Genomic DNA, 23,467 nt, shown 5'->3' with positions numbered 1-23,467 from the left:
TGGCACGGGCTACAACGCGCTTGATAACACTTCCTACACTTCCTACACTTCCTACGCAGCCGTTTTGGACGACAATGACGGCAACTTTCAGGGTGGCAGCGACGCGAGTGAAACTGTTACGATCAACGGCGGCGCAGCGGGATCCACGAACAGTCAGCCCTTTGCGATTAACGTGATTTTTACCAACACATTGGGCAATCCTCGCTTGGAAACCTTCTTCTTTGTCAACACCAGTGCTGCGCCGTCTAGGTGGTATTTTGTGCCCGCTCCCGGATCAGCCTTCACGGTTGGCGCGACCCTTGGTAGTTATCAAAGTCACACAACGGGTTGGACCTATTCCTCAGTTGTGTGCTTTGCCGAAGGGACGATGATCGAAATGGATCAGGAGCCGTGCGCGGTTGAATAGCTGAAACTAACGTGCGCATCGCTTTGGCGACCGGCGGATTTGCGTCTTTGCAGTTGAACCTTCTCAGCGCGGTGAGTGTAGCGCAGATGCAGGAATTTGAAACGCTGCGCCCGTAATGCTGCGCGCAGGTACGCTTGGCACAGAGCTGCCTCTGTGGGATTTGCGAGTGTCGCGCCAGCATAGAATGCAAGTCGGCTCAGCGATTGTAGAGCGTGTTCGGGTCATCAGGCGTTTTGTTCGCGGCCATCAGATTGACCGAGCTTCCGGGCATTTATGTTTAGGATCATCAAGGTGCTCTGAATTATAATCATTTAGTGTTCGATCATCATCAATTGGTTCTGGCTGAGGGTGCGCCCACCGAGAGTTTTTATACGGGACGCGACGCAATCGCGGCGCTCAATCCAGATGCGCGCGGTGAAATTCTGACCCTTTTCCCGCAACTCGCCCGAAGAGCGCAAGATGCGCCCCGCGTTTCCGATTCCTGAAAGGGTACAGCAAAAACAACTGGTCGCGCGGCAACTACGCAATGAAAAGCCGCTTTTAGGCGAGCTTGCGCCGCATGACGTCCTTGTGCCGCTCACTACTCTTTAAGTAAGCTCATCTCATCAAGGTGCTGCCCCGTCAAACGGGTGGAGAATTGGGAAGCTGGTGGAAATCTGGCGCTGCCCCCGTAACGGTGTGGGCGAGAGATTTAGTAAGACCACTGAGGCGTTTCGCCTTGGGAAGGTGCTTTATCATGGTTCGATGTGACCACTCGCTCCAAGCCCGGAAACCAGCCTTGTTACGAAGTCGAAACCGCGGGTGGCGGAGCAGGCGAAAGATGCGCCGCTTGTTTGCCTTGCCCATCGTCTCATCTGCACAGGCTCCCGTTCACAAACACAAGAACCACGGGGCGTGGGTAAGGAGACTAGATGAGTGCAAGACAGATTTTCCATGCATTGCAGAAATTTGATGGCGGCGGAGCCGCGTCATGCAAGGCCGCGAAAGTAGGCTTTCTAGAATGGGCGATGGGATTAGGGCTGGAGACGGATGCTACGCGTGAAGCGCAACGCGCACTGTTGCATATCGAGGCTTTACCAGAAGATGGGCAAGCCGCGCAGTTATTCGTTGAACATCTAAAATGCGCGAGCTGCGTATTGCCTCATCCTAAACGTCGCGGCGGTGCTAAAGCGCGCCGGCGTGTGTTCCACTAACTTTGCATAAATCCGAGGCTTGGTAACGACCAACTCGCGTTGCCTTTGAATGATCTCCGGCGGTTCCATGCGCTAAGCTCCGTGCAGACAAAAGGGAAATCATATCATGCTAGATGAGGCCAAACAGCGCTGCATTACTCTGCAAAACCGCATGCAAGAGCTGGGTATTAGCCATGTAGTTTTCACGTCCGAAAGCTCCATCGCATATCTTGTGGGTTTCTGGGGCTACCTTGGCATCGAGTTTGGCCGTCCTTCCATTCTAGTGGTGCGTACAGAGGGTGATCCGATTGTGATCACACCTTTGATGGAAAGCGAAATGGTCGCGGAAATGACTTGGGTCAAGGACATACACCGCTGGGAAGATGCGGGCAAAACAGTTGGGCGCTCGCGCTGAGTGCGTGTTTGCCTGACGCGCCTAAAGAACTTTGGATCGAGCAGATGGAAATCCCCGCCATTTTACGACACTTCATCGACGACACATATCCAAGTGCACATCTGCGCGACATTGGCCCGATATTGGGGGCTCAGCGCATGATCAAATCCCCGCTTGAAATCGAAGTGATGAAGCAAGCAGGTGAGATTGCCGGCGCAATGATGACCACCGCGCATGGGTCTTTGCGGGTCGGGGCGCATGAATACGAAAGCGCGCTTGCTGTGATCGATGCAGGGACGCGAAAGGCCGCTGGCTTTCTTACGGATCTGGGCTGGGAGCGCTTCGTATCGCCAATGATCCAAGGCTTGCAAATCATGCAAAGTGGGCGCGACACTTCCATGGTGCATCGCCGCACTTCGGTGAAAACCTACGAAAAAGCAGACCCCGTCTATTTCTGTTTCTGCAATATGGCGCAGTTCAAGCAATACAAACTTGGCTTTGATCGCATGTTTCATGCGGCTTACATCACCGATGATGCAGCAAAGGTGCAAATGGCAGCGATTGGCGCGCAACAAGCCGCGATTGCCGCGATCAAACCGGGGATAAAGGCAGAAGGCGTCGCTGCTGCTGCGAGTAAAGTCTATCAGGACCGCGGGTATGAAGCGGGATATCGCACGGGACGCTCGATTGGTGTGGCTTACCTCGAAGGACCGGAGTTGAAAGCAGGGGATGAGACTATTCTTCAAGCAGGCATGACCTTTGCCGTTGACGGTGGGATCTCCGTGGATGGCGTCGCTGCCGGGCGGATCGGCGACAGTATTGTGGTGACGGAAACGGGCGCAGACTATCTAACACAATATCCGCGCGAAGTGCTTGTGACGGATCGTTAAAGAATGGGTGATTTCCATTTGACGCTGGCGCAAGCCCCGTCGGATCTGACCGGCAAATCAGCACGTCTGAGGTGGCTTGAAGCACAATTGCCAGATATCGCGGCGAGTGGCGCGGATTTGGTTCTTTTGCCTGAATTGTTTGCCTGCGGGTATGCCATTGGCAATCAAATCCGTAGCTCGGCAGAGCTGCGTGGGGGCGAAACGGCGCAAGCTTTGGCACGTTTTGCGTGGCAGTTTAGCATTGCAATCCACTGTGGTTATGTCGAACGCGATGGCGATAAGCTTTATAATAGCGCCACTTGCATTGGTCCTGACGGGGGCGAGTTGGTGCATCAACGCAAGCTTGCGATTCCTCCAGGATTTGAGTGGGACTATTTTAGTGCAGGGTAGGGCTGCTACCTATTCACCTACAAATGCTTCAAAATCGCAACATTGATTTGCTATGATCCCGAATTTGTCGAAACCGTACGTCATGTTGCCGCGCAAGGCGCAGATTTGGTGCTGGTGCCGACGGCGCTTGGCACGGATTGGGATTGGGTCGCAGAAAAGATGATGCCCATGCGCGCATTTGAGAACGGTGTTTTCTTTGCGTATGCGAATGGGGTGGGCACGCAGGATGACATGACCTTTCTTGGCAAAAGCTTTATCGTGGGACCGGCAGGAACAGAACTGGCACGCGCAGGCAATGATCCAGAAATTCTACAAGCGGCGCTTGATTTGTCTTTGGTCGCAAAAGCACAGGCGCGGCTGCCGTATTTGACGGATCGTGGGCGACTAAAGCTCGATTGCCAATAGGCCAACTACAAAAACGAAAAAACGACGATGTGTGGGAGGACACATCGTCGTTCTATATAAGCACGCCGCTTGAAGGGAGGAGAAAGCGTCGTGCTATGAGTGGTCCGTTCTAGACCGTTGTTAGTAGCGGCAGTAAAATGGGAGGACTTTACTGCCACCATGTTCGGCCGAGCTCTTCTGGAAGGAGTGAGCTGGCCAAATTCTTTAGTTCTTTAGTTCTTGTACGCTGCGTCCAGAGCAAGACGGCGGATCATTGAGCGGTGGATGCCCAAGTCGGCCAATTCGCGACCTGAAAGTGCATTCAATTCACGCACCGTTGTGTTGTAAACAACGCACTTTGCGTTCGCTTCTTTGATCTCTGCCCAAAGTGCTGCGATCTTGTCGCCGAATGTGCCGTGAGCGGAGAATGTGTCTGTGAGGAATGCCATGTGCATCGTCCTTTTCTTCGGTTTAAGTCGGTCGCGCGGGTATATGCCCTGCTGTTGAAAACGAACATGGAGTTTATGCTGCGACTGCACAATGTTTATTTTCTCAATGCTGCTATGCAGCAATTGCATAGGAGGCTTAGGGCTAACTAACGGTAATCACTTGTTTATTTTTTGACCATTTGAATAACTTTATGATTTCGAAGGTTTTTCCCATATTTTTTGTTCGCGCTAGCATTCATCTTGTCAGTCCTGTCTGCACTTGCGCTCGGGCGTAAAGCTGCCAGTTATGACAAAACGCAGGTTAGGAGTTTGAAATGAGCCAAATAGAGACAGACATTCGTGATGCTTTGGCACGTTTAGCTCTGCCTGATGGTGGCGATCTGATCAGCCGCGATATGATTCGAGCGCTTTCTGTGGAGGACGCTACGGTGCGATTTGTGATCGAGGCCCCAAGCCCCGCGATCGCGCAGCAAATGGAACCTTTGCGCAAAGCCGCTGAAACTGCGGTAGCGGCTGTGGTCGGTGCGCGCACAGTCAATGCGGCATTAACAGCGCATGGACCTGCACTTGCAAAACCTGCGCCGCCCAGTTTGAAGATTGGTGGGCATCCCAAACCACAAGAGGGCGGGCCAGCGCCTGTCTCTGGTGTGGACCGCATTCTTGCTATTGGCTCTGGAAAAGGCGGCGTTGGTAAATCGACTGTCTCGTCCAACCTTGCGGTTGCATTGGCGAAGCAAGGCCGCCGCGTTGGCTTGCTCGATGCAGATATATATGGACCATCCCAGCCACGAATGATGGGCGTAAACAAACGTCCTGCCAGCCCTGACGGAAAAACCATCATTCCATTGAAGGCGCATGGCGTCACTATGATGTCGATTGGCCTGATGATTGATCCTGACAAAGCCATCGTGTGGCGTGGTCCCATGCTCATGGGTGCATTGCAGCAAATGCTGGGGCAAGTGGAGTGGGGCGAGCTTGATGTGCTCATCGTTGATTTGCCACCGGGCACGGGCGATGTGCAGCTCACGCTTTGTCAGAAAAGTCAGGTCACCGGCGCGATTGTTGTCAGCACCCCTCAAGACGTCGCTCTTCTAGATGCACGCAAAGCGCTGGATATGTTCGCGACGCTCAAAACGCCTGTGTTGGGCCTGATCGAGAACATGTCGATGTTCAAATGTCCTGATTGCGGATCAGAACATGCGATCTTTGGCCAAGGAGGCGTCGCAACAGAAGCTGAGCGCTTAAAAGTGCCACTACTTGGTGCTTTGCCGATTGACCTTGATACGCGTCTTGCAGGGGATGGCGGTACGCCTATTGCAGCGGGTGAAGGAGATATGGCGCGAGCCTATGCTGAGCTTGCCAAAGGTTTAGTCGAAGGCGGTATGGCGTAAGCGTGAACACTATATAGAGCCCGCTTCGACCATGTAGTTGCACGCGCTGCACATTGCGGCATCGTCAGAAGCGAGAAATAAGACCATGCGCGCCACGTAAACCGGATCAATCAGATCAGGCAAGCACTGACGTGCACGATGCGCCTCAAGCGCTTCTGGCGTCGCCCAAAGCTCTTTTTGCCGCTCTGTCATGATCCAGCCGGGCACCACCGTATTGACGCGAATGCGGTGATCGCCGAGATCGCGCGCCATTGTGCGGGTCATTCCGTGTACTGCCGCTTTGGCCGTGGCGTAGGCTGGAAAACCGCCACCGGCCTCCCACCATGAGTTCGATCCCATATTGATAATGGAGCCACCGCCCGCCGCGATCATCCCTGGCGCAATCGTTTGGATCGCAAAGAACATGTGACGCAGATTAGTGTTTTGACGCTCGTCCCAATAGTCTGGCGTAACGTCCCGCCAATCGTGACGATCATCGCGTGCGGCATTGTTCACCAACACATGTGCTGGCCCTAATTTGTCCGTTAGTGTCTTGAGGGCAGCTTGAAGCGCGGAGATATCGCGTAGATCGCAAATTTTGTAGCTGACGTTGTCTAATTCCGCCGCCAGATCGGCGCTTGCGGCTTCATGAAGATCCAGAAACCCGACGCGTGCGCCCTGAGCAGCAAAGGCTTTCACCATCTCAGCGCCAATGCCCTGTGCGCCACCCGATACGATGACGGTCTTGTTTTTGAGGCTAGGATAGATGGCGAAGTCTGGCATGGGCTGTCCTGTCTTGGGCAAAATGAGAGCTCGCAGCAGGGTTGCAGGTAATTTCAGCGAACTCAACGTGCAGTTACGACAAGAGTGTGTGAGAAGCGGAGGCGCTTTGGGTATTCATGGGTCATGTGGGATTTCATGGCGCAGCGCTGTGAAATCACACCCATATTTGGGTGTCGCTACAAAGACTCAACAACGAATCATGGCGTTGAGGACGATTTACACGGTGAATCAGATGTGATGCTTAGGGTGGGGGCGTGATATTGCATTGAAAATTCGTCCCGAACGGAACTGTTGTGCTTCGATTCGGGAAAATATGGGAAAAAATTCAAGAATTGCTCTTGATCTACATGTAGTAGTCGCTGCTTATTTTTTCGCTACCACTAGATTTTGTTCTTGAAATGTTCTTTCTAAATGTTGTGCGTACAAATCGCCAAAGGCAACATTCAACAAGCTGTAGTCAATATTTCCTATTGATTACCATTAATTCCCATGGCATCCCTAATGGTAGAAGAGGAGAGCGGGTAACTCAACAAAGGGACGCTACACGATCCCAGCTAACAAGAACCGCTAAGTCAGGTTTCATACAGGCACCCGCCATAATCCTCCCAACCAGATCCGGCGCGCGAGCGAGCAGACATCCCCCCAGGTGGCGCGCGCGATCGGACATTCCCGGCAGCGGGACGTTGGCGGATCAAGCAGTGGCAGCAGCTTGATCCGCCTTTCATATTTTTATGCCCTAGTTTTTGGGCAAGGTTTCGGGGGCAGGGCAAAGGGACGAATTGGCGTGTCACGCAGATTCAGAGGCGAAAGCCACCATAAGGTGGATACAAAGGGGCGGGTCTCGATCCCAGCCTCTTTTCGTCGTGTAATCGAAGCGGCTGACCCCAATTTGACCGATGGTCTTCCTCCTGAATTGGTCATTGTGTACGGCGATCATCGTCGCAATTACCTCGAGTGTTACACCATGGAAGCGATCGAGGAGGTGGACGCCAAGATTGACGCCCTCCCACGTGGATCTATGCAGCGTAAAATGCTTCAGCGTCTCTTCCATGGCCAGTCTTTCCCGACTACAATTGATGAGACAGGTCGCCTGGTTTTGCCTGCCAAGCTGCGTCAGAAAATCGAGCTGGATAAAGAAGCGTTCTTTATCGCAGCGGGTGACACGTTCCAGATTTGGAAAACCGAGACCTATGAGGCTGACGAGTTGGCCAAAACCGAAGAGTGGCTTGAAGAGCTGCCCGACGATTTCGACCCGCTCGAGTTTCTTGATGGTGCTCCAACATCCAGTCCTGCGGAGTGATTCATGACGCAGGCTGCCATCTCTGCCTCTCACATTCCGGTTCTTTTAGAGCCTATCCTAAAAGCGGCCGACCCTATATCTGGCTGTTGGTTGGATGGCACATTTGGGGCAGGTGGCTATACGCGCGCACTTTTGGATGCGGGTGCGGATAGCGTCATTGCGGTAGATCGCGATCCATTGGCCTTTGAAATGGCGCAGCCTTGGGCCGATCAATACGGTGCGCGCTTGATCCAGCAACGGGGCGTGTTTTCGGACATGGCCGAGTTTGCTCAAGATTTGAACGGTGTCGTCCTCGACCTTGGGGTCTCCTCGATGCAACTCGATCGTGCAGAGCGTGGCTTTTCTTTCATGCGGGATGGTCCCTTGGATATGCGCATGGGGCAAGAAGGGCAAAGTGCTGCTGATATCGTCAACGACTATGACGCAGAAGAAATTGCTGAAATCCTTTATAATTTTGGTGAAGAACGCGCCTCTCGCCGAATTGCGCGCGCAATTGTTGAGCTGCGCGCAGCGACACCTATCACCAGGACTTTGCAGCTTGCAGGGTTGATCGAGAAATGTATGCCCCGCAAGAAGCCGGGGCAAAGCCACCCTGCAACGCGAAGCTTCCAAGCACTGCGCATTGCGGTGAATGATGAGTACGGTGAACTTTATCGCGGCCTTATGGCTGCAGAACGCGCTCTTGCGCCAGGTGGTTTGCTGGCCATTGTGACGTTTCATTCGGTGGAAGATCGCATGGCGAAACGCTTTTTACAGTCGCGCGCGGGCACGACGGGTAATGCCAATCGTTTTGCGCCCCAACTTGATGTCGAAAAACCAGCGTTTGAACTGCTTGGCCGTAAAGCCATTACCGCGTCTGAGTTTGAATTAGAAAACAACGTGCGTGCACGTTCCGCCAAGCTGCGTCTTGCATGCCGCACCGATGCAGCTGCGGGCGATATCGCGCCGAAAACGCTTGGCATGCCAATGTTACGAAGGGATCGTTAAATGCGTTCATTGTTATATATCGTAACGGCCCTTGCCGTGATTGGTCTCGCCTTTTGGGCATATCAAGAGAACTATCAAACGCAGGCGGAGATCGCCAAAACGGAACAAATCAACCACGAAATCGGCCAAGCACGCGCGCGTTTGACGGTGTTGCGTGCGGAATGGGCTTACTTGAACCGACCAGATCGTTTGCGTGACCTTGCTGATGTGAATTTCGACCGTTTGGGTTTGTCCTCTTTGCGCCCTGATCAATTTGGCAAGGTCGATCAAGTTGCTTTTCCCCGCTTGCCAAAGAGTGAGTTGGTTATCACCAATCCAGTTGACGTCTCTGGCATGACCGGCGGCGAAACCGTGACACGCGGCGATGGTGTCTTCCGATGATACGCACGCCGCTTCGCCCACTTGCACGCATTCTGGAAGCGCGTGCCAGTGGTGAAAATCCCGCCGCGATCGAGCGTGAAAACCTGCGGATTCGCCACGAACAGATGCGCGACAAATCTCGCACGCGCGCAGAAGGGCGTTTACTGATCCTCTCGGTGATATTCTTTTGCGCGTTCGGCGTCATTGGCGCGCGTATGGGCGTGTTGGCCTCGACGGAACCGAGCGAGCCACGCGCGGCGGCAGCGGGTAGCATCATACAAGCGCAACGCGCTGATATCACAGACCGACATGGCCGCATTCTTGCGACGAACTTTGAAACCCATGCGCTTTATGCGCAGCCTTTGCAGATGGTTGATAAGGAGCGTGTTGCGGCTGAATTGGCGGCTATCTTTCCTGATTTGAAGCAGGAGAAACTGCTGAAGGATTTTACGGGCAAGCGTAAGTTCTTGTGGATCAAGAAGAAACTCAGCCCCGAGCAAAAACAAGTGGTGCATAACATTGGCGATCCTGGCCTGTTGTTTGGCCCGCGCGAAATGCGCCTTTATCCCAACGGCAAGCTTGCAGCGCATGTTATGGGCGGTGCAAGTTTTGGGCGTGAAGGCGTACATGCAGCTGAAGTCATCGGTGTTGCTGGCGTTGAAAAATACTTCGATGACGAGTTGCGCGATCCGGCTCGCAGTGGCGCACCCCTCGCTTTGTCACTTGATCTTACGGTGCAAGCTGCAGCAGAGCGTGTGCTTTATGGTGGTATGAAGCTGATGAACGCCAAAGGTGCGGCGTCGGTTTTGATGGACGTGAACACGGGTGAAATCATCTCGATTGTTAGCCTGCCTGACTTTGATCCCAACGCGCGTCCAAGCCCGCTGATTGAAGGCGATGCATCAGACAGTCCTTTGTTCAATCGTGCGGTGCAGGGGGTGTATGAACTCGGTTCCGCCTATAAGATCTTCACCGCCGCGCAGGCGATGGATCTAAACCTTGTGAACCATCAAACTATGATCGACACGGGCAAGGCTTTGCGCGTCGGTGGGTTCAACATTGGTGAGTTTAAGAAGAGGAATTATGGCGTTTTGAGTGTTGCGGACATCATTGTCAAAAGCTCGAACCGTGGCACGGGTCGTTTGGCGTTGCAGATCGGTGCGAAGCGTCAAAAAGAGTTCATGAAGCTGATGGGTTTCATGGATTACACCCCGCTTGAAATCATTGAGGCGAAAGGTGGTAAGCCGCTTTACCCAGAGCGTTGGACGGATTTGAGCGCGGTTACGATTTCTTATGGCCACGGCATATCGAATTCGCCGCTACATTTGGCCGCGGGCTATGCTGCGCTGGCAAATGGTGGCACCTATATTAAGCCAACAATCGTCAAACGCATGGGAGCTCCGCAGGGCACGCGCGTTGTGCGCGAAGACACTGCGCGCTTTGCGCGTCAGATGCTGCGTAAAGTGGTGACCGAGGGTACGGCAAGCTTTGGCGAAGTGCAGGGTTATGCGGTGGGCGGCAAAACTGGCACCGCCGATAAACCCAAGCCACGCGGCGGGTATTATAAAGACAAGGTCATCGCGACGTTTGCGTCACTCTTTCCCGCGCACAATCCAAAATATGTGCTGGTCGTGACCTTGGATGAGCCGAGCGAAACATCTGGCAAAAAACCGCGCAGAACTGCAGGATGGACGGCAGTTCCCGTCGCTGCAGAGATGATTGGCCGTGTCGCGCCGCTTTTGGGGTTAAGACCAGAGATTGAACCGGGTGAATTGGCTGGTATAACGCTTACATCGAATTAAGGGGTGCGCGTACCCGTGAACCGCAAGATGTAGGGGCAGCCCATGGCAGCATCAGTGACTTTGCAACAGCTCGGTTTGACCGCGGCAGAGGGGCGTAATCCCGCCATTACAGGTATTGCGGTGGATAGCCGTGAAGTGCAGGCAGGCTTCTTGTTTGCGGCCTTGCCAGGCTCCAAAGTACATGGTGGTGAGTTCATTCAATACGCTTTGCGCATGGACGTGGGCGCGATCCTCACGGATGCGGTTGGTGCCGAAATCGCAGCGGATGGGCTTGCCAATTCCGATGCTGCCATCATTGTCACAGACGATCCGCGCAGCGCTTTGGCCTTTGCGTCGGCACTTTATTTTGGTGCGCAACCACAGATTGTGACGGCTGTGACAGGCACCAACGGCAAGACATCGGTGAGCACATTTGTGCGCCAAATTTGGAATCTTCTGGATCTTGAGGCAGTGAACCTTGGCACCACGGGTGTCGAGGGAAGTCTGTATCTCCCGCTCGCGCACACAACACCAGAACCGATAACATTACATCGCACCCTTGCGACCTTGGCACGCGAAGGGATTTCGCATGCGGCGATGGAAGCTTCGTCACACGGGTTGGATCAGCGTCGCCTTGATGGTGTGAACCTCGCTGCTGCTGGCTTTACCAACTTCACGCAGGACCACCTTGATTATCACGGCACGTTTGAGGCGTATTTCGACGCGAAGATCGGCCTGTTTACGCGGGTCTTGCAAGATGATGGCGTAGCTGTCGTCAACCTTGACGATCCCAAAGGGGCAGAGGTGGCGATGATCGCTCAAGCTCATGGGCACGAGTTGATCGGCGTGGGTAGGGACCCCGAAGCGGACCTATGTTTGCAGGGGCAACGCTATGATGGCACGGGGCAGGATCTGTTGTTCAAATGGCACGATAGCCCGTTCCAAGTGCGGCTCAATTTGATTGGTGGCTTTCAGGCAGAGAATGTTTTGCTTGCCGCTGGTCTCGTTATTGCGTGCGGTGAAGACCCTGCGCAGGTGTTTGACACGCTGGGTGATCTCGAAACGGTGCATGGTCGTATGCAACTGGCCGCGACGCACAGTAATGGCGCTACGGTTTTCGTGGATTACGCGCACACGCCAGACGCCATCGAAACTGCTCTGCAAGCGATGCGCCCGCATGTGATGGGGCGGCTTGTCGCCTTGATTGGTGCGGGTGGGGATCGTGATGCGGGCAAACGCCCATTAATGGGACAAGCGGCTACCGAAAACGCCGATCTGGTGTTTGTGACGGATGACAATCCGCGCTCTGAAGACCCGGCGCTAATACGGGCCGCTGTGATGGGCGGCGCACCAGAGGCAATCGAGGTTGCAGATCGCGCCGAAGCCATTTTGCGCGCGGTTGACGCGCTTGGGCCGGGTGATGCGTTGTTGATCGCGGGGAAAGGCCATGAGACGGGACAAACCGTCGGCGACACAGTGTTTCCGTTTGATGATTGTGAACAGGCCAGCGTTGCGGTCGCCGCTTTAGAGGGAGATCGCGCATGACACTATGGACAGCCGCAGATGCGGTGAACGCCACAGGTGGCAAGGCGGTTGGCGATTGGTCGGTGAGCGGCATTTCCATTGACACACGCAGCATCGAGGCGGGCGATTTGTTCGTCGCTTTGAAAGCCGCGCGCGATGGGCATGAATTCGTGGCGCAAGCGTTGGCTAAAGGGGCAGGGGCTGCCTTGGTTACCCATGTGCCGGAGGGGGTGGCGGGGAAAGCGCCTTTGCTGCTGGTCGAGGATGTGCTGAGTGCACTCGAAGATCTGGGCCGCGCAGGTCGCGCCCGCACAGAGGCAAGAATTGTAGCGATCACTGGCTCTGTGGGGAAAACATCCACCAAAGAAATGCTGCGCGATGTTCTGTCAGCGCAAGGGCGCACACATGCCTCTGTGGCGAGCTACAACAACCATTGGGGCGTGCCTTTGACCTTGGCGCGTATGCCGCAAGAGACCGAATTCGCGGTGATCGAGATCGGTATGAACCACCCCGGTGAAATAGCGCCTTTGACCAAGATGGTGCGTCCGCATGTGAGCTTAATCACTACAGTCGCCGCCGCGCACCTTGAAGCGTTCGACAATATCGATGGCATTGCCGCTGAAAAAGCAGCCATCATGAATGGACTGGAGCCTGGCGGGGTTGTGATCCTCAACGCTGATATCGAGACTGCGCATGTTTTGAAGGCTAAGGCTGAGACTATGCACATAAACGCAGTTTGGTTTGGTGCATCGGCGGATGAATACTGCTTAGAAAAATGCGTGTTAAGCGGTAACACGACAGTCGTCGAAGCCAATATTCTGGGCGCACCGCTGTTGTTCAAAATACAAAGCGCTGGACAGCATTTTGCGATGAATGGGTTGGGGGCTTTGGCGAGTGCAGAAGCACTTGGCGCTGACCTCGCGCTCGCGGCGCAATCTATCGCAAATTGGACGCCGATTACAGGACGCGGCGCACGTGAAGTGATCGCGCTTGACCCTGCAGACAGCCGCATGACCCTCGAGCTGATTGATGACGCCTATAACGCAAATCCAACGTCGCTGAGTGCGGCTTTGGAGGTGCTCGCCGCAGCTGAGGTGACCCATGATATCGGGCGTGTCTACAAGGGGCGGCGCATTGCGTACTTGGGGGATATGAAAGAGCTGGGCGACGATGAAAACGCGATGCATAAAGCCGTCGCATGGCTTTCTAGTATTGAGCATTTGGATATGATCCACTGCGTCGGCCCTTTGATGCGCCATTGCTATGAGGCCTTGCCCGACGCTAAGCGCGGCCACTGGTTTGAAACTAGCGCTGAGATGGCATCCACAGTGGGGCACGATCTTGATGCGGGCGATGTGGTGTTGGCAAAGGGATCTTTGTCTGTGGGGTTGGCCCGCGTAGTAGACGCGGTTCGCAAATTGGGCCATACGGCCAAGAAAGACGCTATGATTACGCGTAAAAAGGACGATTTTTAATGTTATATTGGTTAACAGCCCTCTCTGACGGAGGCGATTTTTTTAACCTCTTTCGCTACATCACTTTTCGTGCGGGCGGTGCGTTTTTGACAGCGCTTATTTTCGGATTTGTGTTTGGCAAACCTTTGATCAATGTGTTGCGCCGCCGCCAAGGCAAGGGCCAACCGATCCGCGATGATGGTCCCGAAGGGCATTTCGTGAAGGCGGGCACGCCCACGATGGGCGGGCTTTTGATTGTGGGAGCTTTGCTAACATCGACGCTGTTGTGGGCACGTTTGGACAATCCGTTCGTTCTTATTTGTCTATTTGTTACAATATCTTATGGTACAATCGGGTTTGCAGATGATTACGCGAAAGTGTCCAAGCAAACCACCGCCGGCGTTTCCGGTAAGATCCGTTTGCTGCTTGGCTTTGCCATCGCCGCGATCGCGGGATTTTGGGCGGCGCAGTATCATCCAGAAGGCTTGCAAAACAAACTTGCCTTGCCAATTTTCAAAGATACTCTGATCAATTTGGGGTATCTGTTTATCCCATTCTCAGTGATTGTGATCGTTGGTGCGGCCAATTCCGTTAACCTAACCGACGGTCTCGACGGTCTCGCAATCATGCCCGTGATGATTGCCTCTGGCACATTGGGCGTCATCGCCTATGCGGTGGGGCGCGTCGATTTCACCGAGTATCTCGACGTTCACTACGTTCCTGGCACAGGCGAAATCCTGATCTTCACGGCAGGTATCTTCGGCGGTGGCCTTGGCTTCTTGTGGTACAATGCTCCCCCAGCGGCGGTCTTTATGGGCGATACCGGTTCTCTCGCGCTTGGCGGCGCTTTGGGCGCAATCGCGGTGTCCACTAAACACGAACTGGTGCTTGCGATTGTTGGCGGTCTATTTGTGGTGGAGGCGCTTTCGGTCATCATTCAAGTGCTCTACTTCAAGCGCACAGGCAAACGCGTCTTCCTAATGGCACCGATCCATCACCACTATGAGAAAAAGGGTTGGGCAGAACCGACGATTGTGATCCGCTTCTGGATTATATCCCTGATCTTAGCGATGATTGGTTTGGCGTCGTTGAAGGTACGATAACGATTTCGATTGCCTCGTGTGCTGCAGCACACGAAGCCACTTCTCTATCTCAGACCATTTTGAAAGAAGGTTTCCACAGATCTTTTAGAGCGCTTTATCTTGCAGTATTGAACGGTGTAAGCCTTCCCAAACGGGGCTATTTCATTTAGCCAGATCGTAAGAATTGGGAGGCTGACCATGATTCCAGTGCAAGGTTATAAAGGCGCACGGGTGGGTGTGCTGGGGCTCGGACGGTCCGGCTTATCTGCTGCGCGTTCTTTGCGCGCGGGTGGCGCGATCCCAATCTGTTGGGATGATAATGAAGCAGCCCGTGCAATCGCGGAGGGCGAGGGCTTTGAGACGGCGAAACTCACAGGTCAAACGCTTGCCAATCTCGCGCTGCTCGTCATATCGCCCGGCATTCCACATCTCTTCCCGACGCCTAATCCTGTGATCAAAGAGGCACTGCAAATGGGCGTGCCTGTAGATAATGATATATCGCTCTTCTTCCGCTCTTTTGCGACGTCGCAATGGGACGACATGGACGTGACCCCGCGCGTTGTGGCGGTGACGGGATCGAATGGGAAATCCACCACGTCTGCCTTGATCCACCACGTATTGGAGCACACAGGCCGCGCCACGCAATTGGCGGGGAACATCGGGCGCGGTGTTTTGGACATAGACCCTGCAATAGATGGTGAGGTCGTGGTACTTGAACTTTCGTCCTATCAAACCGACCTTGCGCGTGCGTTAACGCCTGATGTTGCGGTCTTCACCAACCTTTCGCCAGATCACTTGGATCGCCATCAGGGCATAGGCGGCTATTTCGCTGCTAAACGACGTTTGTTCGCCGAAGGTGGACCAGAGCGTGCGATTATCGGCATCGACGAGGATGAGGGACTGTACTTGGCCGGGCAAATGGCTGAAGGGCCACAGGATGATCGGGTCATCCGCATCTCTGTCGAGCGCAAACTGACCGATTTCGGCTGGACCGTATTTGCCAAGAAGGGCTTTTTGTCAGAGTACCGCAAGGGGCGTCAGATCGGTTCTATCGATCTACGTGCGATCAAGGGTTTGCCGGGCACGCACAACCACCAGAATGCCTGCTGTGCCTATGCTGTGTGCCGCACCTTGGGGTTAGCACCACGCGTGATCGAAGCCGCGTTTGCGAGTTATCCAGGCTTACCACACCGCAGTCAGATTGTGGCGGATGTCGCTGGTGTGACCTACGTGAACGATAGCAAAGCGACCAACGTTGACAGTGCTGCGAAGGCTTTGGGCGCATTCAAAAAGATCCGCTGGATCTGCGGTGGATTGGAAAAAGAAGGCGGCGTTGAGGCTTTGGCGAACGCGGCGGACGAAGTGCTGAAAGCCTATGTGATCGGGCGCGAAGCCTCAGGATTTGCGATGCAATTGGCAGGGGTTAAGACGGAGGTCTGTACCTCGATGGAGCAAGCTGTGGCGCGCGCTACGGAAGATGCGAGCGAGGGCGAAACGGTGTTGCTGGCCCCTGCGGCGGCGAGCTTTGATCAGTATGATAGTTTCGAGAAACGCGGTGAGCATTTCACACAGTTAGTGCTGGGTGAACTGGCCAAATGAAACACACTCCATTGAGGACTAAGACATGATCCAACCGACGCTTTCCTTCAAAGAAAACCTGAAGCTTTTGCCATCAATCGACACGCTCGCGCGTATCGAGCTTATTGGTGCCACTGGCGATGTGATGGCGAGCATCGAAAACCAGCCGGGCAAACAGGGCTCACTGGTGGTGTATCAATATCTTTCCCAAGAATTCGGAGAGATTAACGCGGAGGCTGCACAGCACGGTCTGGAAGTTTTTGCGGAACACACAGCAGATGCCAAAGCACGTCCTGGAGCGCATCCGAATATCGATCATTTGTTGAGCATTCTTGATGGGTCTGACACGCTTCAAGTGCGTTTGGTTCAGGCCTGATCTTGCGAGGCTTGGTGCAGTGAAATCGCTCGCAACATGTTAGCTGATCGCGTTCGCCGCCACCTGACCGAAATTGCGGCGCAAGGCCAGTCCGTTACCTACAGCGCGCTTGCGCAACAGCTCGATCTTGAACCGCCCAACACCATTCAACAAGTGACGCAAGCACTTGAACAGCTGATGCAAGAGGATGCTGCGGCAGGCCATCCGTTGATCGCGGCACTTGTCGTTAGCAAGGCGACGGGTGGCATCCCGCGTCAAGGGTTCTTTGAGTGCGCGCAGCGCATTGGGTGCTTTCACGGGGATGCGTTTGGGGTGGAGGCGATCAGCTTTCATGACGCGGAATTTAAGCGGGCCGTTGCTTATTGGCCGTCTGCTGCACTGCGGTGAACCAGGGTAGGTTGGCTTAATGCGACTTACTTCAGGGTCCGCGCCAAAAACTGTTGGGTGTCTTCGTTTTGGGCACGCTCGAAAATCTCTTCTGGCTTGCCTTCTTCAAGGACGCGACCATCCTTCAGAAAACAGACCTTATCCGCGGCTTCACGGGCAAAGCCCATTTCGTGCGTTGCAAGGATCATCGTCATGCCATCTGCCTTTAGAGCGCGCAATGCGTCCAGAACGTCGCCCACGAGCTGAGGGTCGAGGGCGGATGTGATCTCGTCAAACAGCATCACCTCAGGGCGCATAGCTAACGCACGCACGATGGCGACGCGTTGTTGTTGGCCACCTGACAGTTGGTCTGGATATTTGCCCATGTGTTCGGCCAACCCGAAGCGCGCAAATAGGGCTGTGACTTCGGGCATCAGTTCTGCACGGGATTTTTTGTGGTTGCGGCGTGGGGCGAGCAGGACGTTTTCAACAGCTGTCATGTGCGGGAAAAGATTATAGCTTTGGAACACCATACCAATGCGGCGACGCACAGGTTCAGGGTCCAGACCGGGAATGGAGATGTCCGCGCCATCCAGAAAGATCTCTCCATCCTCAACGGGTTCCAGCAGGTTGATGCAGCGCAGAAGTGTTGATTTACCCGCGCCGGATGCGCCGATCAGGCAGACCATTTCGCCCGCATTCACGTCCAGATTAATACCATCACAAACCGTATTGTCACCAAAGCGTTTCACCACGCCGCGCAGGGAGAGTTTGGGCATTAGCTGCGCTCTCTGTTTTGTTTGTTCATCAGATAATCAGCATAGCGCGTGGCGGGGATTGTCACGCATAGAAAGATCACTGCAGCGCCCACATAGGGTGTGAAATTGGCGAGCAAGGATTTGAACACGCCCGCTTGGCGGAAGATCTCAACGGGGCCGATAAAGCTGAGGAGGGCCACGTCTTTTTGCAAAGCGATCAATATGTTCATTTGCGCAGGCACCACGCGGCGGATTGCTTGGGGTAGGACCACAAATTGCATGACATCGCGCTCTGCAAGGCCCAGTGATTGCGCGGCCGCGCGTTGGCTTTGATGCACTGAGGTGATGCCAGAGCGGAAAATTTCGGCCACATAAGCGGAGTATGTGAGGATCAGTGCAAGGCTGCCCCAAATGTAGGGTGAATTCCAAGGGCGCGGCAGGCCTAGACCGGGAATGCCAAAGCCGATGAGGTAGACGGTAAGGACCACAGGCACGCCGCGGAAGATGTCGGTGTAAAGTGCGCCGAAAATACGCAACGGAAACAGCGCAGGGGAACGCACATCTCGCATCAATGCTACGGCGAGGCCAAGGAGCGCTATGAGGGGCGCGCACCAAGCGAAGATGGCGACGTCGAGCAGGAATGCGTCGAGCAATTTGGGAAAGGTTTTTAGGAAAACGTCTTTGTTGAAGAAGCTTTTTTGTACTTTCTCCCAACCTGGAGCCATGGGCACAAGCACAACAATCGCACCGACGACCAGCGCGGTTGAAAGGGCCGCAATGCGTAAGGACCGGCGACGAAGCCGGTCCTCGTAAATTTGGCGACGGGTTTTGCCGCCTGTCTCTTTGGTGCTCATCAGCGCTTACTTAACCAGTGGAACGCCTGTTGTTTCTTGCAGCCATTCGGCTTCGATCGCAGCTAGTTTGCCGCTCTTGCCCATTGAGGCAAGCGCTTCGTCAACGCAGGTTTTCAAAGGGTTGCCGTCTTCCATCAACATGCCGAACTCGTCCCCGTCGCCACTTGCGCTGGCATCGAACTGGCCGATAACTTTGGAGCCTTCGATAACCACAGCGGATAGATATAGCGCGGTTGGCAGATCATAAAGCGCGGCGTCGATCTGGTTGGCTTGGATCGCTGCGTTCACGTCGGCATTGTCACCGTAGAGCAATAGATCAGAACTGGGTTGGATCACATCTTGCAGCACGGAAACGGCGGTTGTTGTGCCGACAGCCCCCCATTTGAGCGCTTTCAAGGCTTCTAGCGTTGGCATTGTTTCAACTGCGCCCGGGCCTGCAAGAACGGCCATTGGGGCTGCATAGTAGGGGGAGGAGAAGTCGACGACTTCATCGCGCTCTGGAGTGATCGAATACTGCTGCATGTTTAGGTCGAAGTTCTTCACGCCCGGTTGGATCGCTTCGTCGAAAGAGGAGCGTACCCAGACGACATCGTCTGCGGCAAAACCCATTTCTTCGGCTACGGCATAGGCGACGGCGGCTTCAAAGCCTTTTCCGCTTTCGGGCGCATCGTCCATGACCCAAGGGTAGTAGGCGGGGTTGCCTGTGGCGAAGGTGATTTTGCCATCTGTGAGCGTCTTGCCAGCGGCGCAATGACCTGCGGCAAATGCGGATGTTGCGGAGAGGGCGAGGGCTAGCCCGGTTGTGAGAAATAGAGTTTTCATATGTGATGTCCTTTGTTCGGGTATTGGGTGGCCCTGCGTGTTGAGCACGCAGGGGTATGTTCGCTCAGCGCCCTCGAATGCGCGGATCAAGCGCATCACGTAGCCCGTCGCCAAGGTAGTTCACCGAAAGCACTGTTAGGGAAATGGCGATGCCAGGCAGCATTACGCGTTCTGGGTATTCGGTCATGCGTGGCACACTATCGGCAAGCATTTTTCCCCATGTGGGGAAGTCGGATGGGAAGCCCACGCCAAGGAAACTGAGCGCGCTTTCCGTGATGATCGCAGTCGCAAGACCCAGCGTCGCGGAGACCATGATGGGCGACATGATGTTGGGCAGTAAATGGCGAGTGATAATTTTATAAGGAATCGTGCCGATCGAGCGGGCAGCGAGGATGAATTCGCGCTCTTTCAGTGCGAGAATTTCACCACGCACGATGCGTGCGGTTTGCATCCATGAGGTGATCGCGATGATGCCAACAATCAGCACGAACATGCCTTGCTCTGGCCCAAAGGCCGCGCGCAGGGGTTGGCGGAAAAGAGTTACAGCAACCAACAACAAGGGCAACAGCGGCAAGGACAGTACGAGATCCGTGAAGCGCATCAAAATGCCATCGAGGCGTTTGAAGTAGCCCGAGAGCACGCCGATTAGCGTGCCGACGAACAAAGCCAGCACCATCGCGGCCCAACCCACCGCGAGCGATGTGCGCCCACCTTTGATCATATTGGCCAGCATATCACGCCCTAGATTGTCTGTACCAAAGGGGCGGGTCCACGACACTTTTGCATCGCTGTCCCACAGCCATGTGTAGATCGGGCGTACATCTTTGTTGCGTATGTCCAGTTTTTGCGGATCAAGTTGCCAAACGTAGGGGCCAAAGATCACAAACAGGGTGATGAACACCAAAAAACCACCACCAAAGAGCGCGCCTTTGTGTTTGCGGAACTGGTCCCACACATCTTTCCACTGGCTGCGAGGTGGCTTGGACGGTTCCTTGTCCTTGAGGGCGGCAATCGGGTCAAGCTGGGCTGTATCAGTCATAGCGGATCCTCGGATCAAGCACGCCGTAGAGGATATCGGCAATCAGGTTAAAGACCACGATCAGGATCGCGAAGATGAAGGTGAGCGTGAGAACCATTGGGATGTCATTGGCAAATAGCGCGGTCAGCAAGAGCTGGCCAATGCCGTTCACTTTGAAAACGTTCTCAGTAATGATCGCGCCACCAAAGATCGCAGGCATACCCAGCGCAATGACAGTGACCACGGGGATCATCGAATTCCGGAGGACATGCACCATGACAACCACCGCCTCGGAAAGGCCTTTAGCACGGGCCGTGCGCACATAATCTTGGTTGAGATTCTCGAGCATCGACGCACGCATATAACGGCTGATTTGCGCGGTGGTTTGCAGCGCAAGCACCATGACCGGCATGATCATTTGTAAGAACTGTACTTTGAAGCTGGCCCAGTCTGTCACAACATGAGTGGTGTCATAGATCGAGGGGAACCAGCCAAGCTGCACCGAGAAGAGTACGATCAGCAAAGGCCCCGTAAAAAATGGAGGAATAGAGAAACCGATCATCGACACGAATGTGCCCGCTTGGTCAAACACAGAATACTGGCGATAGGCGGAGTACACGCCAATAGGCAGCGCAATCAGGATGCCCACGATATAGGCCATTCCAACCACCCAAAGCGTTTGCGGCATACGCTGGATCACGATGTCCATCACTGGGCTGCGGGTCTGCCATGAAATGACGCGCTGCACGCCTTCTGTGTGGGCGGTACCCCACAGATAGTCCCAAAACACCATCGGCTCTATAACGAAGAACTGATAAAGCCACTTGAGATAGCGAATATAGCCGGGCTGACCGAGACCAAGAGCTTCGCGCATTTTTTCTTTGACCTCGGGTGGTACCGTTAAGGGCACCTGCGCCATCGGATCACCGGGGGCGAGTTCCATCAGCAGGAAAATCACGAGGCTGATAAAGAGCAACGTTGGAATAGACAAAATCAGACGTCTAATCGTGAATGTTAGCATGAGGATCCAGACATGAGATCGGGTTGATTAGCGACTGCGCCTTGAGAGTATGGCGTCGGGCGAAGCGGCAAACAAACCAGTGGGCTGGGGGAGATACGCCCCGCCAGTGAACGACCAGCGGGGCGCGAAAGCTAATGGATTAGCTTATTTTACACGGTGCCAATCTGCGATGTTCCACAGTTCGCTGTCCCAAACATTTAGAACAACGCCACCAAGTGAGTTTGCATGCGCGGAAACGCGTGCACGGTTCACCAATGGGATGATCGTGTTTGTGTCTTTCGTAACCATATCGTTCATCTTACGCGCGATTTCACCACGCTTGTCGATGTCACCTGTACGGCCAAGCTCATCAATCATCTCGTCATATGCTGGATCGCAGAAACGGTTGATGTTCTCACCCTGCCATTGGCTGGATGGCTTTGGCTCTGCGCCACAACGATACGCTGCAAGGTACTGCTGCGGATCTGTGCCGTTGAACGTGTTCGCATACATTTCTACGTCCGCGTAGAACTTCTGGAACGTGTCAGGCGAGCCTGGGTCACCACCGAAGAAGACAGACGCGTCGAGGTTACGAAGCTCTGTTTCAACGCCGATCTGGCTCCACCAGTCTTTGATCAACGCTTGGAAGTCCTGACGAACCGCGTTTGTGGATGTCTGGTAGAGGATGGAAAGCTTCACGCCGTCCTTCTCACGCACACCGTCGCCGTCGCTATCAACCCAGCCAGCACCATCGAGAAGCGCTTTCGCGCCATCGAGGTCTTGCGTCAAGCAAGCAGTGTTGTCGGATGCATAGATTGCAGGAGCAGGCACGAGATTACAGGTTGGTGTACCCGCTTTGCCGTAGCCAACTTCAGTTAGAAGTGCGCGGTCGATGGAGATAGACAGAGCTTCGCGTACCGCAGGATCGCTAAGGAACGGGTGAGGTTCCGCAACCGTGGAGCGCGTCTCTGCAGGCAGATCAGGGCTTGGGTTGGTCATGTTCATCTCGAGACGCTCAACCAACGGGCCGAAACCTGCGATTGCTTTGCCTTTACCTGCTTCTTCCATCTTTGCGATGACGTCTGGTGCCAGCTGAAGGTTCCAAGCGTAATCGAATTCGCCTGTCTCAAGAACAGAACGACCCGCGCCGTTTGCGTCGCCGCCACCTTTGAAGTTCACTTTCGCGAACGCAGGCTTAGCTGGGTCACGGTAGTTCGGGTTCGCAGACATCTGGATCACGTCGTTTGGACGGAAATCGTCAACCACGAAGGGGCCTGTGCCGATTGGCTTGAAGTTCGCGTCTGTGCACTCTGGTGCTTTTGCACCAAGGCAATCCGCGAATTGCGCTGCTTGGATGATCGGGGACTGTCCGCCAACGAAGGGGCCATATGGGTTTGGCTTAGACTCGCTGAATGTCACTTTTACCGTCAGATCATCGACAGCTTCGACACTGTCCACACCGTCAAAGAATGCAAGCTGAGCACAGCCGCCCTCTGGGTGCATACAATATTCGGCTGTGAACTTCACGTCCGCGGAGGTGAGTGGCGTGCCATCAGACCACATCAGACCCGGAGCGATTTTCCATGTGATCTGTGTCAGATCCTCGGAAACGCCGCCATTGGCAACTGTTGGGATTTCTGACGCAAGGAAAGGAACCATTTCACCGGTTTCATTGTAACGCGCTAGCGGCTCGATCACGAGGGATGCCGATTCGACGTCCTTAGTTCCGCCCGACAGGAACGGGTTCAGGATGGAAGGCGCTTGCCAATAGATGATGTTAACAGTGCCGTCCGATCCGCGCTCAGCCATGGCCATTGGGGCCATCGCAAAACTCGCAGCAGCACCCAACATGAGTGTACGAAGCTTCATAAAAGTCTCTCCTTGTTGTGCAAAGACAGCGCTATATCAGCAGCGCTTCCTTGCGTTCTATACGGATCGGTTTCGGCCGATCTCGTCTTCACAGCTTGGG

The 23,467-nt window shown here is 54.5% G+C and carries 23 protein-coding genes, 2 pseudogenes and 1 riboswitch; of the genes and pseudogenes, 17 read left to right on the top strand and 8 right to left on the bottom strand.

The window, feature by feature from the left end:
• The 6 genes and pseudogenes from QZ280_RS00630 to QZ280_RS00605 form a co-directional block, all read left to right on the top strand.
• Positions 1-406: pseudogene (locus tag QZ280_RS00630) on the top strand (hemolysin); the annotation flags it as partial.
• 314 nt (positions 407-720) lie between these two features.
• Positions 721-891 carry a hypothetical protein gene (locus QZ280_RS00625; RefSeq protein WP_293440149.1) on the top strand — a complete coding sequence of 57 codons (171 nt, stop codon included), beginning with the start codon at positions 721-723 and terminating at the stop codon, positions 889-891.
• A 106-nt stretch (positions 892-997) separates the two neighbouring features.
• Positions 998-1,202, top strand: a riboswitch (cobalamin riboswitch).
• 115 nt (positions 1,203-1,317) lie between these two features.
• Complete coding sequence (locus tag QZ280_RS00620; protein ID WP_293440147.1) at positions 1,318-1,599, top strand: hypothetical protein; 282 nt, start codon at positions 1,318-1,320, stop codon at positions 1,597-1,599.
• Positions 1,600-1,705: 106 nt separating this feature from the next.
• Entirely contained in the window at positions 1,706-1,993 is a 288-nt protein-coding gene (locus tag QZ280_RS00615) for an aminopeptidase P family N-terminal domain-containing protein (protein ID WP_293440145.1), read from the top strand.
• Positions 1,994-2,001: 8 nt separating this feature from the next.
• Entirely contained in the window at positions 2,002-2,862 is an 861-nt protein-coding gene (locus QZ280_RS00610) for a M24 family metallopeptidase (RefSeq protein WP_293440144.1), read from the top strand.
• A 3-nt stretch (positions 2,863-2,865) separates the two neighbouring features.
• Positions 2,866-3,657: pseudogene (locus QZ280_RS00605) on the top strand (carbon-nitrogen hydrolase family protein).
• Between the two features lie 212 nt (positions 3,658-3,869).
• Here QZ280_RS00605 and QZ280_RS00600 read toward each other — a convergent pair.
• A complete protein-coding gene (locus tag QZ280_RS00600; RefSeq protein WP_293440143.1) occupies positions 3,870-4,085 on the bottom strand; it encodes a DUF1127 domain-containing protein in 216 nt (71 codons plus the stop codon).
• Positions 4,086-4,399: 314 nt separating this feature from the next.
• On the opposite strand from QZ280_RS00600, the gene QZ280_RS00595 reads away from it, so the two are divergent.
• Entirely contained in the window at positions 4,400-5,476 is a 1,077-nt protein-coding gene (locus tag QZ280_RS00595) for an Mrp/NBP35 family ATP-binding protein (protein ID WP_293440141.1), read from the top strand.
• Between the two features lie 9 nt (positions 5,477-5,485).
• On the opposite strand, the gene QZ280_RS00590 is transcribed toward QZ280_RS00595, so the two are convergent.
• A complete protein-coding gene (locus tag QZ280_RS00590; protein ID WP_293440139.1) occupies positions 5,486-6,238 on the bottom strand; it encodes an SDR family oxidoreductase in 753 nt (250 codons plus the stop codon).
• Positions 6,239-7,022: 784 nt separating this feature from the next.
• On the opposite strand from QZ280_RS00590, the gene mraZ reads away from it, so the two are divergent.
• The 10 genes from mraZ (at position 7,023) to QZ280_RS00540 (ending at position 17,067) form a co-directional block, all read left to right on the top strand.
• Positions 7,023-7,538 (top strand): division/cell wall cluster transcriptional repressor MraZ, encoded by a 516-nt coding sequence (gene mraZ, locus QZ280_RS00585; protein WP_293440137.1) that lies wholly within the window; start codon positions 7,023-7,025, stop codon positions 7,536-7,538.
• A gap of 3 nt (positions 7,539-7,541) precedes the next feature.
• Positions 7,542-8,525 (top strand): 16S rRNA (cytosine(1402)-N(4))-methyltransferase RsmH, encoded by a 984-nt coding sequence (gene rsmH / locus QZ280_RS00580; RefSeq protein ID WP_293440135.1) that lies wholly within the window; start codon positions 7,542-7,544, stop codon positions 8,523-8,525.
• Positions 8,526-8,906, top strand: a complete 381-nt coding sequence (locus QZ280_RS00575) for a cell division protein FtsL (RefSeq protein ID WP_293440133.1) — start codon at positions 8,526-8,528, stop codon at positions 8,904-8,906. It begins immediately after the preceding gene.
• Positions 8,903-10,687, top strand: coding sequence for a penicillin-binding protein 2 (locus QZ280_RS00570; protein WP_293440132.1), 1,785 nt, complete (start codon positions 8,903-8,905; stop codon positions 10,685-10,687). Before QZ280_RS00575 ends, QZ280_RS00570 begins: the two co-directional genes overlap by 4 nt.
• A 42-nt stretch (positions 10,688-10,729) precedes the next feature.
• Positions 10,730-12,211 carry a UDP-N-acetylmuramoyl-L-alanyl-D-glutamate--2,6-diaminopimelate ligase gene (locus QZ280_RS00565; RefSeq protein ID WP_293440130.1) on the top strand — a complete coding sequence of 494 codons (1,482 nt, stop codon included), beginning with the start codon at positions 10,730-10,732 and terminating at the stop codon, positions 12,209-12,211.
• Positions 12,208-13,665: a UDP-N-acetylmuramoyl-tripeptide--D-alanyl-D-alanine ligase gene (gene murF, locus QZ280_RS00560; protein ID WP_293440128.1), complete on the top strand. Its 1,458-nt coding sequence runs from the start codon at positions 12,208-12,210 to the stop codon at positions 13,663-13,665. Before QZ280_RS00565 ends, murF begins: the two co-directional genes overlap by 4 nt.
• Positions 13,665-14,747 (top strand): phospho-N-acetylmuramoyl-pentapeptide-transferase, encoded by a 1,083-nt coding sequence (gene mraY / locus QZ280_RS00555; RefSeq protein WP_293440127.1) that lies wholly within the window; start codon positions 13,665-13,667, stop codon positions 14,745-14,747. Before murF ends, mraY begins: the two co-directional genes overlap by 1 nt.
• Before the next feature lie 177 nt (positions 14,748-14,924).
• On the top strand, positions 14,925-16,325 hold the full coding sequence (gene murD / locus QZ280_RS00550) for a UDP-N-acetylmuramoyl-L-alanine--D-glutamate ligase (protein WP_293440125.1): 1,401 nt from the start codon (positions 14,925-14,927) through the stop codon (positions 16,323-16,325).
• A 25-nt stretch (positions 16,326-16,350) separates the two neighbouring features.
• Positions 16,351-16,680 (top strand): DUF2322 family protein, encoded by a 330-nt coding sequence (locus QZ280_RS00545; RefSeq protein ID WP_293440123.1) that lies wholly within the window; start codon positions 16,351-16,353, stop codon positions 16,678-16,680.
• 36 nt (positions 16,681-16,716) lie between these two features.
• Complete coding sequence (locus QZ280_RS00540; protein ID WP_293440121.1) at positions 16,717-17,067, top strand: hypothetical protein; 351 nt, start codon at positions 16,717-16,719, stop codon at positions 17,065-17,067.
• A gap of 26 nt (positions 17,068-17,093) precedes the next feature.
• Here the strand turns inward: QZ280_RS00540 and QZ280_RS00535 are convergent, their stop codons facing one another.
• From QZ280_RS00535 to QZ280_RS00510, 6 genes are all read right to left on the bottom strand, one after another.
• The gene (locus QZ280_RS00535) at positions 17,094-17,825 is read right to left on the bottom strand and encodes an amino acid ABC transporter ATP-binding protein (RefSeq protein ID WP_293440119.1); all 732 of its coding nucleotides are present in this window, start codon (positions 17,823-17,825) and stop codon (positions 17,094-17,096) included.
• Positions 17,825-18,658: an amino acid ABC transporter permease gene (locus QZ280_RS00530; RefSeq protein WP_293440117.1), complete on the bottom strand. Its 834-nt coding sequence runs from the start codon at positions 18,656-18,658 to the stop codon at positions 17,825-17,827. The genes QZ280_RS00535 and QZ280_RS00530 overlap by 1 nt, the downstream gene beginning before the upstream one ends.
• A gap of 6 nt (positions 18,659-18,664) precedes the next feature.
• The gene (locus QZ280_RS00525; RefSeq protein ID WP_293440115.1) at positions 18,665-19,480 is read right to left on the bottom strand and encodes a transporter substrate-binding domain-containing protein; all 816 of its coding nucleotides are present in this window, start codon (positions 19,478-19,480) and stop codon (positions 18,665-18,667) included.
• Positions 19,481-19,544: 64 nt separating this feature from the next.
• A complete protein-coding gene (locus tag QZ280_RS00520; protein ID WP_293440114.1) occupies positions 19,545-20,519 on the bottom strand; it encodes an ABC transporter permease in 975 nt (324 codons plus the stop codon).
• Positions 20,512-21,519, bottom strand: a complete 1,008-nt coding sequence (locus QZ280_RS00515; RefSeq protein ID WP_293440112.1) for an ABC transporter permease — start codon at positions 21,517-21,519, stop codon at positions 20,512-20,514. Before QZ280_RS00515 ends, QZ280_RS00520 begins: the two co-directional genes overlap by 8 nt.
• Before the next feature lie 144 nt (positions 21,520-21,663).
• The gene (locus QZ280_RS00510; protein WP_293440110.1) at positions 21,664-23,367 is read right to left on the bottom strand and encodes a peptide ABC transporter substrate-binding protein; all 1,704 of its coding nucleotides are present in this window, start codon (positions 23,365-23,367) and stop codon (positions 21,664-21,666) included.
• Positions 23,368-23,467 lie beyond the last annotated feature (100 nt).

It is taken from the genome of Planktotalea sp. (genome assembly GCF_018607995.1).
In the GTDB taxonomy this organism is placed as follows: Bacteria; Pseudomonadota; Alphaproteobacteria; order Rhodobacterales; family Rhodobacteraceae; genus Planktotalea.
The sequence above is the reverse complement of the archived record's forward strand: the minus strand, read 5'-3'. Positions and strand labels throughout refer to the sequence as shown.